The sequence below is a fragment of the Brevundimonas sp. LM2 genome, assembly GCF_002002865.1.
Classification (GTDB): domain Bacteria; phylum Pseudomonadota; class Alphaproteobacteria; order Caulobacterales; family Caulobacteraceae; genus Brevundimonas.
Genome location: NZ_CP019508.1, coordinates 2,218,989 through 2,232,463, shown reverse-complemented (window position 1 = coordinate 2,232,463; position 13,475 = coordinate 2,218,989). Strand labels below are relative to the sequence as shown.

Sequence of the window (13,475 nt, the reverse complement as noted above, 5' to 3'; positions counted from 1 at the left end):
AAACTCGGATCGCCTCACGGGTTATCCCAGTAGGCACGGAGCAGGTTATATGTCGTCTTCCCCCTGGCTCGCGCCGCGTGAGACGTCCTCCGATATCGAACGGTTTCGCGCGGTCCGCGCCGCCATGCCCGGCCTTGCCGTCGGACTATCCGTCGAGGATCTGACGGCTCAGTCGATGTCCGACGCTAGTCCCGCCAAATGGCATCTGGCGCACTCCAGCTGGTTCTTCGAGGCGATGATCCTGGGCCGGGACCCGGACTATCAGACCGTCGACGGCCGCCTTCAGCAGCTCTTCAACTCCTACTACGAGAGCCTGGGCCGGCGCGTCGAGCGCGGCGAGCGCGGGCTGATGACCCGGCCGTCTCTCGACGCAGTGATGGCCTATCGCGCCGAGATCGACCGGCGCATGGAGGCGCGGCTGTCGCGGGGTCTGGACGAGACCGAGCGCTACCTGTTCGTCCTCGGCCTGCATCACGACCAGCAGCATCAGGAGCTGTTCCTGATGGACCTGCTGCACCTGATGTCGCGCTCGCCGCTGGACCCGGCCGCGTACAGCGTCGAACCCCGTCCCGGCGGCGCGCTTCAGCCCGCGCGCGGCGGGGCGACCCGGTTCGAGGGCGGCCTGGTCGATATCGGCCACGCGGGCGAGACCTTCGCCTTCGACAACGAAGGCCCCAATCACAGGGTCTGGCTGGAACCCTTCCAGCTGGATCACGACCTGGTCACCAACGGTCAGTGGCTGGCCTTCATGACCGACGGCGGCTATCGCCGCGCCGAGCTGTGGCTGGCCGACGGCTGGGCCACGGTGAAGGCCGAAGGCTGGACCGCGCCGGCCTATTGGCGCGAGGACCAGGGCACGTGGACGGTGCTCGGCCTGGCCGGCCGTCGGCCCGTCGATCCGGACGCTCCCGTCCGCCACATCAGCGCCTATGAGGCCGAGGCCTTCGCGGCCTGGTCCGGCAAGCGCCTGCCGACCGAGGCCGAATGGGAAAGCGCCGTCGCCACCGCGCCGGCCGTCTTCTCCAATCTGTTCAACGAGGTGTGGCAGCACACGGCGAGCGCCTATGCGCCCTATCCTCGCTTCCGCCCGACCGAGGGCACGGCGTCCGAATACAACGGGAAATTCATGGCCAATCAGCGGGTGCTGAGGGGCGGCAGCCTGGCGACGCCGCCCGGGCACGCCCGGGCCACATACCGCAACTTCTTCTATCCGCAGCAAAGGTGGGCGTTCATGGGATTGAGACTGGCCGCCGATGCGACCGCCGGGGCGCGCCCCCGGATCGAGGACATGGACACCGCGCGCTTCCGCGCCGAATTGCTGGCGGGGCTGTCGCTGCCGCAGAAGACCGTCTCGCCGAAATGGCTGTACGACGCCGCCGGCTCGGACCTGTTCGAGGACATCACCCGCCTGCCGGAATACTATCCGACGCGGCAGGAGGCGGCGCTGCTGCAGGCCATCGCGCCTCGACTGACCGCCGGTTTCGGCGACGACGCCGTGCTGGTCGAATTCGGATCGGGCGCCAGCGAGAAGACCCGCATCCTGCTGGACGCCGCCCCGACCCTGGCCGCCTATGTGCCGATCGACATCAGCCCCGACGCCCTGAACGCCGCGGCGGCGCGGATCGCCGAAGCCTATCCGGCCATCGAGGTCGTGCCCATGGTCGGGGATTTCCTCAACCTCGCCCCGCTGCCGGAGCTGGGCCGCGGACGTCGGATCGGCTTTTTCCCAGGCTCGACCATCGGCAATCTGGAGCCGGCGCAGGCGATCGGCTTCCTGAGTCAGGCGCGCGAGCGGCTGGGGCCGGGGGCGCTGTTCATCCTCGGCGTGGATCTGGTCAAGGCGGAAGACCTGCTGGTTGCTGCCTACGACGACGCCCAGGGCGTCACCGCCGCCTTCAATCTGAACCTGCTGACGCGCGCCAACCGCGAGCTGGGCGCGGACTTCGACGTCGCGGCCTTCCGTCACCGGGCACCCTGGAACGCTGCGGAATCGCGCATGGAGATGCATCTGGAAGCGACCACGCCCCAGACGGTCCAGATCGGCGAGCGCGCCTTCCACTTCGCGGCGGGCGAGACCATCCACACGGAAAGCTCGCGCAAGTTCACGCCGGAGAGCCTTCGCGCCCTGACCACAGCGGCGGGCTGGGCGATGACCGTGCTGGAGACAAGCGATCAGCCCTCGGTCGCCTTGGCCCTGCTGTCCAACTCGGTCTGAATACGGTCGGGGGGGCAACGAAAAGGGCGGCCGGTGATGCACCGGCCGCCCTTTTGTCTGTCTATGAAGCCGAAGCGACTATTCCGCCTGGCCCTCGACGTCCTCGGGACGACGGGTCCCGTGGGACGCTTCGCCGCCTTTGCGGCCCGCCTGGGCGGCCAGGCTGCGGTCCTGAGAAAAGCTGCGCTTCTCGCTCGGGACGCTGGCGCCGCCCTTGCGGGCTATCTCGCGCTGACGTTCCGGATCCATCGAGGCGAAGCCTCGCTTGGACACCCCTGAAGGGCGGGTGGGCATACCCTGTGCCATGCTGAATTTCCCTCTACTGGCTATCTGTTGGCTGCTGTCGGATTAACCCAAGCCGACCGCCAAGGTTCCCAAACACCCACGATTTCAAGCCCATGCGAATCAGTAGGTTCCGGGCTGCTCGAAACCGCCGTCGTTGTCGCCCGGTTGCGGCGGCATCTCGTCCGGTGTGCCGGCCGGATCGATTTCCGGCGGCATGGGCGAGGGGTCGATCGGGGGGATTTCGGGCTGGGGGGTCGGGTCTGTCATCGGGAGGTCTCCGGGACCGGAAGCGGCCTCTCAGGGGAACCGCCGGGAGGCCATTGGGTTCATCCGGCACCAGTCAACTTGCTCGAGGATCCTCCCATGACCGACATCAACACCAACCCCACTCTGGATGACATCGTCGACGATCTGGACAGCGACCGGGCCGATCTGGATCGGGCCGGTGATCGCTGGATGGAACAGGGCGAGACTAGAACGGAGGCGCGCGCCCAGGGTCTGCGTCAGGCCGTTCGCAACGACGTCGACGCGGGCCGCGACTGGGCGCGCGAGCAGGCCGCCGTGGCCCGCGGCCGTATCGAGGAGGAGCCGCTCAAGGCGTCCCTCTATGCGCTGGGGATCGGCGTGGTGATCGGGATCCTGCTGCGCCGCTAGGTTAGGCCGGGCCGGACGCCGCCCGTGTCGGCGGCGCTCCGGCCAGCGCCCGATCCGAGACGAACGGATTGGTGCGCCGCTCTTCGCCCAAAGTGGAAATGGGCCCGTGGCCGGGCACGAAGGTGACGTCGTCGCCCAGGGGCCAGAGCTTCTGCACCACCGACCGGATCAGGGCGTCGGGATCGCTTTGCGGAAAGTCCGTACGCCCGACCGAGCCCTTGAACAGAACGTCGCCGACCTGGGCGAAGCGCGCGGCGGCGTTGTAGAAGATCACGTGGCCCGGCGTGTGACCCGGGCAGTGGCGGACCTCCCAACGTGTGTGCCCCAGCGTGACGGTGTCACCCTCATCCAGCCACCGCGTCGGTGTGAAGCTGCGCGCCTCCGGCAGGCCGTACATCTGACCCTGGGCAGGGATGCCGTCGATCCAGAACTGATCCGCCGGATGGGGTCCGACGATCGGCGCGCCGGACTTCTCCGCCATCTCGGCCGCGCCCCCGGCATGGTCGAGATGGCCGTGGGTGATCCAAATCTGATCCATAACCAGGCCGCGCCGCCGAACCTCGGCCATCACCGCATCGACGCTGCCGCCGGGATCGATCACCGCCGCCTTCAAGGTCTCGGTGCACCAGACCGTGGTGCAGTTCTGCTGCAGGGGCGTGACCGGCGTGACGAAGACGCCGACGGGGGAGGGGGACTGGGTCATGGTCTCTCATACCCGTCTCGCTCGGGTCGCAAAAGCCAAGCGCGCGCCGCCGAAGGTCGATAGGTTGGCGCGAAGCACGGAGGGGGCGACATGATCGCGCGCAGACAGGTATTGACGGGGCTGGCCGCTGGGTCGGCGGTCGTGCTCGCCGGTGGGGCCAGGGCCTATTCGCCGTCCGATGGGCCGCGCTTCGCCATCACCCTGGATGATTTTCGCTTCGAGGACGGGCCGGGGCTGACGGGTGCGCAGCGCCACCGGGCCATCCTGGATGCGCTGGACGCGGGCGGGATCCAGGCCGCCGGCCTGATCACCGGGCGACACGTCGACAATCCCGCAGCCTCGGCCCACCTCGCGGCCTGGTCCGAGGCGGGGCACGCGATCGGCAACCACACCTATTCGCACGCCTCTTTCGGCCGTGCCGAGCCCGGTGATCTCGGCGGCGAGATCGACCAGACAGCGGTGCTGATCTCCGCCCATCCAACCTGGCGGCCCTGGTTCCGCTTCCCCTATCTGGCCGAGGGCCGGACGCCGACGCTGCGCGACCGGTTCCGCGCCGATCTGCGGCAGCGTGACCTCCACAACGCCTATGTGACCATCGATGCCTCCGACTGGTATGTGAACCAGCGACTGCAGGCGCGGTTGGCGCACGATCCTGGGGCCGACGTCACCCCCTATGGCGACTACCTGATCGCGCACCTGCTGGACCGCGCCCGGTTCTACGACGGGCTGGCGCGCGATGTGCTGGGCTCTTCGCCGCCGCACACCCTGCTCCTGCATCACATGCTGACGACCGCCCTGTTCCTGCCGCGCATTCTGGAGGCCTTCCGCCTGGCCGGTTGGACCGCCATCGACGCGGACGTAGCCTACGCCGACCCCGTGTATCGGTCCCAGCCGGACATCGCGCCCTGCGCCAACAGCCTGATCTGGCAACTGGCGAAGGCCGACGGGCGGTTCGATGCCCGACTTCGGTCACCGGGCGAGGACGGCCCGTACGAAGCCGCGGCCATGGATGCCCGGGGGCTTTAGTCTGCTTCGCGTTGACCTTTGACGCCCCTCTCGACATAAGGGCGGGCTTCGAGGTGCCGCTCCGATGGGGCGGCCCTTTCTGCTTTCTCCATCCTTTGCGCGCGTCCCGCCTGGGTCGCCGCCCCCAGAGCGTCAGATTCCGTCATGCAAGTCGTCGAAAAGTCCACCGAAGGTCTGAGCCGCGTCATCACCGTGACCGTGCCCGCCACCGAGCTGAGCGCCAAGCTGGACGCCAAGCTGGCCGAGTTCGCGCCGAAGATGAAGCTTAAGGGTTTCCGCCCCGGCAAGGTGCCGGTCTCGCACGTGCGCAAGACCTATGGCCGCGAGATGATGGGCGAGATCGTCAACGACACGATCAACGAGACCAGCCAGAAGGCCCTGGACGAGATCAAGGTCCGTCCCGCCGCCCCGGCCGACATGAAGCTGACCTCGGACATGGACAAGGTCCTGGCCGGGTCGGACGACCTGGCCTACGAAATGGCCCTGGAAGTCATGCCCGACTTCACTCCGGTCGACCCCAAGACCCTGAAGCTGGAGCGCCCGACCTATGAGGCCTCCGACGCCGATCTGGACGAGGCCCTGACCGAACTGGCCGGCCAGGCCAAGAGCTACGAAGACAAGAAGGGCAAGGCCGTGAAGGCCGCCGACGGCGACCAGCTGACCATCGACTTCCTGGGCAAGCTCGACGGCGAACCCTTCGAGGGCGGCGCCGCGGAGGACGCGGACCTGGTGATCGGCTCCAACCGCTTCATCCCCGGCTTCGAAGAGCAGCTGAAGGGCGCCAAGGTCGGCGAGGAGAAGACCATCGAGGTCACCTTCCCCGAAGACTACCAGGCCAAGAACCTGGCCGGAAAGCTGGCCACCTTCGACGTCAAGGTGAAGGCCATCAAGGTCGAGGCCCCGTCGGTCGTCGACGAGGACTTCGCCAAGCGCATCGGCCTGGAAAGCCTCGACAAGCTGAAGGACCTGCTGCGCCAGAACCTGAACCAGCAATACGCCGGCCAGGCCCGCTTCAAGCTGAAGCGCGGCCTGCTGGACGTGCTGGACGCCGCCCACAGCTTCGACCTGCCGCCCAAGATGGTCGACGCCGAGTTCGACGGCATCTGGCAACAGGTCGAGGCCGACAAGGCCGCCGGCAACCTGCCCGAGGACGACGCCGCCAAGTCCGACGAGGACCTGAAGGCCGAATACCGCAAGATCGCCGAGCGCCGCGTGCGCCTGGGCCTGGTCCTCGCCGAGATCGGCCGCGCCAACAACGTCGGCGTCACCGACCAGGAACTGAACAACGCCATCATGGCCGAGGCCCGCAACTATCCGGGCCAGGAAAAGATGGTGCTGGACTTCTATCGCCAGAACCCCAACGCCGCCGCCCAGATGCGCGCCCCGATCTATGAGGAAAAGGTCTGCGACCTGATCTTCAGCCTGGCCGAGGTGACCGAGACGCCGATCACGAAGGAAGATCTGCTGAAGGACGAAGACGAAGGTTAAGCGCCCACGTGCTATGATGCGGTTCTGACTCTCGGGGGAGAACCACTGATGGCGCTCATGTCCGCGTATATTCTGGCGGCGGCACTGATGCTGACGCCGCAGGCGCAGGATGCGCCCACCGAACTGTCGGACGTGTATGTGTCCGGCGATGCGAATGTGGTGGAGCAGAGCCGGGGCTTTCTGGAAGAACTCTCCGCTTCACCCCTCAATGCCCTGTCCCTGGCGACCTGGCAGAAGCCGCTCTGTCTGCAGATCGTCAATTTGCAGGACAGGGTGGCGGGGCAAATCGCCGCGCAAGTTCGGGTCCGCGCCGCCGAGGTCGGGGTCGAGGTTCAGTCGGCCGGGTGCGTGCCCAACGTCTCCATTCTGGCGACCTCGGATGGCCGGTTCACGGCGTCCGATCTGGTCGGGGCCTTCCGCAGTCGCTTCATAGCGTCCAGCGGCCCGACGCAGGGCGACGGTCGCGCCCTGGCCCGGTTTGCGACAGCCGATGTGCCGGTTCGATGGTGGCCGATCTCGGCTCTGGTCGATGACTTCAACGGCAGAGTGCTCGTTCCGATCTGGGGTGGCCCCGCCACGGTGAGCGACACCAATGGCGAGATGGCCCTGGGCCAGAATCGACGCGAGGCGTTTCTGACCACGCTCGTGATCCTGGATCTTTCCAAAACGGGCACCGTCAGCGCCGAGGCCCTGGGCGACTATGTCGCGATGGTGATCCTGGCCCCCGTCGACCCAGACGCTCGGGGCAATGGCCGTCCAACGATCCTCGGGCTTTGGGATGAGGGCAATGTCGAAAACGGGCTCACGGCCTGGGACCGCGCCTATCTGAAGGCGCTGTATGAAGCCCCGGTCAGGCTCAATGGCTCGGTGATGCAGACGCGGTCCCTTTATCAGCGCAGGGAAATGGCGCGAATCATGGCGCGTGAACTCAGGGGCGAAGCCGCGGACGCCCCCTGACTTGCGCAGCCGCCCAAGCAACGCGATATCAGGTAGGAACGGACGGCCCTTCGAGTCGTGCCGACCGACAATCAGCGAGACACAATGCGCGACCCCATCGATTTCATCTCGAACAACCTCGTCCCCATGGTGGTGGAGCAATCCAGCCGCGGCGAGCGGGCCTTCGACATCTTCTCCCGCCTGCTGCGCGAGCGGATCATCTTCCTGACCGGTCCGTTCGAGGACGGCATGGCCAGCCTGATCTGCGCCCAGCTGCTGTTCCTAGAATCGGAGAACCCGAAGAAGGAAATCAGCATGTATATCAACAGCCCCGGCGGTCAGGTGACCTCGGCGCTCGCGATCTACGACACCATGCAGTACATCAAGTCGCCGGTCTCGACCGTGGTCATGGGCATGGCGGCATCCGCCGGCTCGCTGATCCTGACGGCCGGCGCCGCCGGTCAGCGCATCGCCCTGCCGAACGCCCGCATCATGGTGCACCAGCCCTCGGGCGGCTTCCGCGGCCAGGCGTCGGACATCGAGCTGCACGCCGCCGACATCCGCTACACCAAGCGTCGCCTGAACGAGATCTACGTCCACCACACCGGCCGCAGCTACGAAGAGGTCGAGAAGACTCTCGACCGCGACCACTTCATGGACGCCGAGGCGGCCAAGGAATGGGGCATCGTCGACCACGTCTATGACAAGCGCGACCAGGCCGACGCCGACGGCATCAAGACGGTCTGAGGGCACTTCGAAAGCCAAGCAGAGGGCGCGCCATGATCGGCGCGCCCTTTCCGTTTGTGGTATCAGCCTCCGATGCAACACACACGAGACCTCAAGGGCGTCGTCACCGTCGACGGCGACGACTACGAATGGGAAGTCCGGCGGCAGCCCCAGCGGACCACGGGCAATGAGTGGCAGGGCATCGGCGTCGCCCTGAAGCTGGTCGACGGCCAGCGCGAGGCCCTGGTGCAGTTTCCGATGGTGATGCGCGCCAGCGGCATTCCCAATTTCGAACGCCAGCGCATCAACGTCGACAGCATCAAGAACGCCGTCACCTCCGCCATCGCGGCCGGCTGGAACCCGACCTCGCGCGGCAAGGTCGTGGTGTTCGACGTGGACGCCGACGGTCGCTAGCGGCGGTCCGGCCGGTCCCTGAAGACGCGAAAGCCCTGAATGTCCGCGATCGCCAGCATGTCGGCGTCGCCCGAGGTGTCCCCATAGGCGGCCGCCAGTCGGATATCCGGGCCATAGGCTTCGCGCAACCGTCGCACCTTCTCTTCCGCCCGGCAGTTCGGGTTGGAAAACTCACCCGTGATCCGGTCGTCCTGATCGAAGGCCAGATGGGTCCCCAGCAAGCCTTCGGCGCCGAGGCGTCGGGCGAACGGGGCGACGGTGAGGGAGGGGGAGGCGGTCACAATCACGCGATGAGCGCCGCGTCGACCCCAGTCGTCCCAGGTCGCCAGCGCGTCCGGCCGCATGAAGCGGTCCCAGACCTGGTCCGCAAAAGCCGCGGCGTCGCGCTCCAGCGCCGTGCGGGTGACGCCCTTCAGGAACACCGCCACGGAGGCGGCCTTGATCTCACCCCGATCCCGGTTCCGCGCATAGGCGGCGGTGGCGGGGGCCATGCGCACGAGCCCGAGGGCCCAGCCGCGCCGGCCGGCGCGCCAGCGCAGAAACTGGGTGAAACTGTCACGCACCGTCAGCGTACCGTCGAAATCGAAGGCCACGACGGGCTGACCGGCCTCCGCCGACTGGCGAAAACCCAGTGTGGTTCCCATGTCACCCATTCGCCTTGATCCTCATCCAGCGTGTACCGTCCACGGTCCGTCTCGCCCGCTTCGCTCTCGCGGGGTTGTCGCGGCGGTTCGGATGGGGGATTGTCATTTTTTGAATATCTTCGCGTCCATAGTGGTGGAATCAACGCGAAGACAGCGCGTTCCCTTTCTGGGGCGCGGGATTGAGAAGGGTCCATGACCAAAGCCGCCGGCACCGACGCCAAGAGCACCCTCTACTGCAGCTTCTGCGGCAAGAGCCAGCATGAGGTGCGCAAGCTCATCGCCGGACCGACCGTGTTCATCTGCGATGAATGCGTCGAACTGTGCATGGATATCATCCGCGAAGAGCACAAGATCGGCTTCGTGAAGTCCAAGGACGGCGTTCCGACGCCCAAGGAAATCCGCGAAGTCCTCGACGACTATGTGATCGGCCAGAGCCACGCCAAAAAGGTGCTGAGCGTCGCCGTCCACAACCACTACAAGCGCCTGAACCACGCAACGAAGAACAACGACGTCGAGCTGGCCAAGTCCAACATCATGCTGATCGGGCCGACCGGCTCCGGCAAGACGCTGCTGGCCCAGACCCTGGCCCGCATCATCGACGTGCCCTTCACCATGGCCGACGCCACCACCCTGACCGAAGCCGGTTACGTGGGCGAGGACGTCGAGAACATCATCCTGAAGCTGCTCCAGGCGTCGGACTACAACGTCGAACGCGCGCAGCGTGGCATCGTCTACATCGACGAGATCGACAAGATCAGCCGCAAGTCGGACAACCCCTCGATCACCCGCGACGTCTCGGGCGAGGGCGTGCAGCAGGCCCTGCTGAAGATCATGGAAGGCACCGTCGCCTCCGTGCCGCCGCAGGGCGGCCGGAAACATCCCCAGCAGGAGTTCCTGCAGGTCGATACCGCCAACATCCTGTTCATCGTCGGCGGGGCCTTTGCCGGCCTCGAGAAGGTGATCGCGGCGCGCGGCGCAGGCGCCTCGATCGGCTTCGGGGCCAAGGTCAAGGAAGTCGACGAACGCCGCACCGGCGACATCCTGAAGGGCGTGGAGCCCGACGACCTGATGCGCTTCGGCCTGATCCCCGAGTTCATCGGCCGTCTGCCCGTCCTGGCGACGCTGGAGGACCTGGACGAGAAGGCCCTGGTCACCATCCTGACCGAGCCCAAGAACGCGCTGGTCAAACAGTACAAGCGACTGTTCGAGATGGAGAACGTCGGCCTGACCTTCACCGACGACGCCCTCAACGCCGTCGCCAAGAAGGCCATCACGCGCAAGACCGGCGCGCGCGGCCTGCGCTCGATCCTGGAAGGCATCCTGCTGGAGACCATGTTCGAACTGCCGACCTTCGACGGTGTCGAGGAGGTGGTCGTCAATGCCGAGGTCATCGAGGGCAACGCCCAGCCCCTGCTGATCTATGCCGAGAAGAAGAAGGCCGACGGCGCGGCCTGATCGCGTCGCTCCGGCTTCGCGGCCGGACGGTCCAGACATTCAGCCCCGGGGTCGAAAGGCTCCGGGGCTGTTTCGTGTGGCACGGGCGCTGCACTCCGGGCGTGCGATACCGTACGCGGGGAGGCTTCCGTGGACGGAACGCCCGTCACGCTTGAACCGGGCGGGGTAGGGGCCACATACTCCCTCGAACGCCGTCGGAATCGACGGGCCGCTCCAGGGTGTCGCTGCATATCGCGGGGCGTCGGGGGTGGCGGGCCGGAGATCGTCAATGGCCCAGGAGTGCATCATGTCCGAGAGTAAAATCCTGCCCGTCCTGCCGCTGCGGGACATCGTCGTATTTCCCCACATGGTCGTGCCGCTCTTCGTGGGGCGCGAGAAGTCCGTGCGGGCGCTCGACGAGATCATGAAGGGCGAGAAGCAGATCCTGCTCGCCACCCAGAAGAACAGCGTCGACGACGATCCGTCGCCTGACTCCATCTATCCCGTCGGCGTGCTGGCCACCGTGCTGCAGCTGCTGAAACTGCCCGACGGCACCGTCAAGGTGCTGGTCGAGGGCAAGGGCCGGGCCCGCCTGACGCGATTCACCGACCGAGAGGAGTTCTTCGAGGCCGAGGCCGTCGAGATCGAGGATGAGGCCGGCGAGCCGTCCCAGGCCGAGGCCCTGCTGCGCGCCGTGGTCGAGCAGTTCGAGAACTATGTGAAGCTGAACAAGAAGGTCCCGCCCGAGGCCCTCAGCTCCATCCCCCAGATCACCGACGCGTCCAAGCTGGCCGACAGCGTCGCCGCCCATCTGTCGGTCAAGATCGCCGACAAACAGGCCCTGCTGGAGACCATCGCGGTCCCGGCGCGGCTGGAGAAGGTCTATGGCCTGATGGAGGGCGAGATCAGCGTCCTGCAGGTCGAGAAGAAGATCCGCTCGCGCGTGAAGCGCCAGATGGAGAAGACCCAGCGCGAATATTATCTGAACGAGCAGATGAAGGCGATCCAGCGCGAGCTGGGCGAGACCGACGACGCCCGCGACGAGGTGATGGAGCTGGAGAAGCGCATCCGCAAGACGCGTCTGTCCAAGGAAGCCCGCACCAAGGCCGAGGCCGAGGTCAAGAAACTGCGCAACATGAGCCCGATGTCGGCGGAATCGACCGTGGTCCGCAACTACCTCGACTGGCTGCTGGCCATCCCGTGGGGCAAGGCCAAGCAGAAGCCGATCGACCTGAACAAGGCCGAGGCGATCCTCGAGGAAGACCACTACGGGCTCGAGAAGGTCAAGGAACGGATCATCGAGTATCTGGCGGTCCAGGCGCGCACCAACAGCCTGAAGGGTCCGATCCTGTGCCTCGTCGGGCCTCCCGGCGTCGGCAAGACCTCGCTGGCCAAGTCGATCGCCAAGGCGACCGGGCGTGAGTACGTCCGGATGTCGCTGGGTGGCATGCGCGACGAGGCCGAGATCCGCGGTCACCGCCGGACCTACATCGGCTCGATGCCCGGCAAGATTATCCAGTCGATGAAGAAGGTGAAGACCACCAACGCCTTCATCCTGCTGGACGAGATCGACAAGCTGGGGGCCGACTGGCGCGGGGACCCGTCCTCCGCCCTGCTCGAGGTGCTGGATCCGGCGCAGAACAATGCGTTCGGCGACCACTATCTGGAGGTCGACTACGACCTGTCCAACGTCATGTTCGTGACCACGGCCAATAGCCTGAACATGCCCCAGCCCCTGATGGACCGGATGGAGATCATCCGGGTCAGCGGCTACACCGAGGACGAGAAGGTCGAGATCGCCAAGCGTCACGTCCTGCCCAAGGTCACGACCGAGAACGGCCTGACCCCGGCCGAGTTCATCGTGCCCGAGGAGACCATCCGCGACCTGATCCGCTACTACACGCGGGAGGCGGGCGTCCGTTCGCTGGAACGGGCCCTGGGCGGTCTGGCGCGCAAGGCCGTGCGCGAGATGTCCAAGGAGAAGACCCTCTCCATCACCGTCGACGCCGCCAAGCTGGCGACCTACGCCGGGGTTCAGAAGTTCCGCTTCGGCGAGACGGACGAGGAGGATCAGGTCGGGATCGTCACCGGCCTGGCCTGGACGGAGTTCGGCGGCGAGATCCTGACCATCGAGGCGATCAAGATGCCGGGCCGCGGTCGCATGACCGTCACCGGCAATCTGAAGGACGTGATGAAGGAGTCCATCTCGGCCGCCGCCTCCTACGTCCGGGCCCGGTCGCTCAGCTTCGGCGTCAAGCCGCCGGTGTTCGAGAAGATCGACATCCACGTCCACGTGCCGGACGGGGCCACGCCCAAGGACGGTCCGTCCGCCGGGGTCGCCATGACCGTGGCCATGGTCTCGGTCCTGACCGGCGTGCCGATCCGCAAGGACATCGCCATGACCGGCGAGATCACCCTGCGCGGTCGCGTGACCGCCATCGGCGGCCTGAAGGAGAAGCTGCTCGCGGCCCTGCGCTCCGGCGTCAAGACCGTGCTGATCCCGCAGGAGAACGAGAAGGACCTCGCCGATGTGCCCGACAATGTGAAGGGCGCGCTGGAGATCGTGTCGATCTCGACGGCCGACGAGGCCCTGAAATGGGCCCTGACCGGCTCGCTGACGGCGGTGGAATGGGACGAGGTGGCCGAGCCGCTGAACCCCGCCCCCGCCACGATCCCGCCGATCGACGGCACGACCGTCGTCAGCCACTGAGTCCAACCGTCTCCTCCCCATGCTCGTGCATGGGGAGGTGGCGCGGCCGTTCTTCACAGCCGTGACGGAGGGGTTCTGGACGCCGGCGCGATGTACAGGCAAACACACCCCCTGGATGGGCGGCTAGCTCAGCTGGTCAGAGCATCTCGTTTACACCGAGAGGGTCGGCGGTTCGAACCCGTCGCCGCCTACCACCCCCATCGAAAAGGCCGCCGGATCGCTCCGGCGGCCTTTTCTGTC

Annotated in this window: 13 protein-coding genes and 1 tRNA gene; 10 read left to right on the top strand and 4 right to left on the bottom strand. The window is 66.6% G+C overall.

Annotation, left to right across the window (positions count from 1 at the left end):
• Positions 1-49: 49 nt before the first annotated feature.
• Complete coding sequence (gene egtB / locus BZG35_RS10995; RefSeq protein WP_077355688.1) at positions 50-2,215, top strand: ergothioneine biosynthesis protein EgtB; 2,166 nt, start codon at positions 50-52, stop codon at positions 2,213-2,215.
• 78 nt (positions 2,216-2,293) lie between these two features.
• Here the strand turns inward: egtB and BZG35_RS10990 are convergent, their stop codons facing one another.
• Complete coding sequence (locus BZG35_RS10990) at positions 2,294-2,521, bottom strand: general stress protein (protein ID WP_077355687.1); 228 nt, start codon at positions 2,519-2,521, stop codon at positions 2,294-2,296.
• A 99-nt stretch (positions 2,522-2,620) separates the two neighbouring features.
• Positions 2,621-2,767, bottom strand: coding sequence for a hypothetical protein (locus tag BZG35_RS17965; RefSeq protein ID WP_171981940.1), 147 nt, complete (start codon positions 2,765-2,767; stop codon positions 2,621-2,623).
• A 96-nt stretch (positions 2,768-2,863) separates the two neighbouring features.
• Between BZG35_RS17965 and BZG35_RS10985 the strand changes: the two genes are divergently transcribed.
• Positions 2,864-3,154, top strand: coding sequence for a hypothetical protein (locus tag BZG35_RS10985; RefSeq protein WP_077355686.1), 291 nt, complete (start codon positions 2,864-2,866; stop codon positions 3,152-3,154).
• 1 nt (position 3,155) lies between these two features.
• On the opposite strand, the gene BZG35_RS10980 is transcribed toward BZG35_RS10985, so the two are convergent.
• The gene (locus BZG35_RS10980; protein ID WP_077355685.1) at positions 3,156-3,857 is read right to left on the bottom strand and encodes an MBL fold metallo-hydrolase; all 702 of its coding nucleotides are present in this window, start codon (positions 3,855-3,857) and stop codon (positions 3,156-3,158) included.
• Between the two features lie 90 nt (positions 3,858-3,947).
• Here BZG35_RS10980 and BZG35_RS10975 point away from each other — a divergent pair, with 90 nt between their 5' ends.
• The 5 genes from BZG35_RS10975 to BZG35_RS10955 all read left to right on the top strand — a co-directional run bounded on the left by BZG35_RS10975 (position 3,948) and on the right by BZG35_RS10955 (position 8,447).
• On the top strand, positions 3,948-4,883 hold the full coding sequence (locus tag BZG35_RS10975; RefSeq protein ID WP_077355684.1) for a polysaccharide deacetylase family protein: 936 nt from the start codon (positions 3,948-3,950) through the stop codon (positions 4,881-4,883).
• A gap of 144 nt (positions 4,884-5,027) precedes the next feature.
• The gene (tig, locus tag BZG35_RS10970) at positions 5,028-6,371 is read left to right on the top strand and encodes a trigger factor (protein ID WP_077355683.1); all 1,344 of its coding nucleotides are present in this window, start codon (positions 5,028-5,030) and stop codon (positions 6,369-6,371) included.
• 48 nt (positions 6,372-6,419) lie between these two features.
• Entirely contained in the window at positions 6,420-7,328 is a 909-nt protein-coding gene (locus BZG35_RS10965) for a hypothetical protein (RefSeq protein ID WP_077355682.1), read from the top strand.
• Between the two features lie 84 nt (positions 7,329-7,412).
• Complete coding sequence (locus tag BZG35_RS10960; RefSeq protein ID WP_077355681.1) at positions 7,413-8,054, top strand: ATP-dependent Clp protease proteolytic subunit; 642 nt, start codon at positions 7,413-7,415, stop codon at positions 8,052-8,054.
• 72 nt (positions 8,055-8,126) lie between these two features.
• On the top strand, positions 8,127-8,447 hold the full coding sequence (locus BZG35_RS10955; RefSeq protein ID WP_077355680.1) for a hypothetical protein: 321 nt from the start codon (positions 8,127-8,129) through the stop codon (positions 8,445-8,447).
• Here BZG35_RS10955 and BZG35_RS10950 read toward each other — a convergent pair.
• Positions 8,444-9,091, bottom strand: coding sequence for an HAD-IB family hydrolase (locus BZG35_RS10950; RefSeq protein ID WP_371454786.1), 648 nt, complete (start codon positions 9,089-9,091; stop codon positions 8,444-8,446). The two genes, BZG35_RS10955 and BZG35_RS10950, sit on opposite strands and share 4 nt — an antisense overlap.
• Before the next feature lie 192 nt (positions 9,092-9,283).
• Between BZG35_RS10950 and clpX the strand changes: the two genes are divergently transcribed.
• The 3 genes from clpX (at position 9,284) to BZG35_RS10935 (ending at position 13,429) form a co-directional block, all read left to right on the top strand.
• Positions 9,284-10,546 carry an ATP-dependent Clp protease ATP-binding subunit ClpX gene (gene clpX / locus BZG35_RS10945; RefSeq protein ID WP_013269160.1) on the top strand — a complete coding sequence of 421 codons (1,263 nt, stop codon included), beginning with the start codon at positions 9,284-9,286 and terminating at the stop codon, positions 10,544-10,546.
• Positions 10,547-10,832: 286 nt separating this feature from the next.
• Positions 10,833-13,235: an endopeptidase La gene (gene lon, locus BZG35_RS10940; RefSeq protein ID WP_077358060.1), complete on the top strand. Its 2,403-nt coding sequence runs from the start codon at positions 10,833-10,835 to the stop codon at positions 13,233-13,235.
• A gap of 117 nt (positions 13,236-13,352) precedes the next feature.
• A tRNA-Val gene (locus tag BZG35_RS10935) sits at positions 13,353-13,429 on the top strand.
• Positions 13,430-13,475 lie beyond the last annotated feature (46 nt).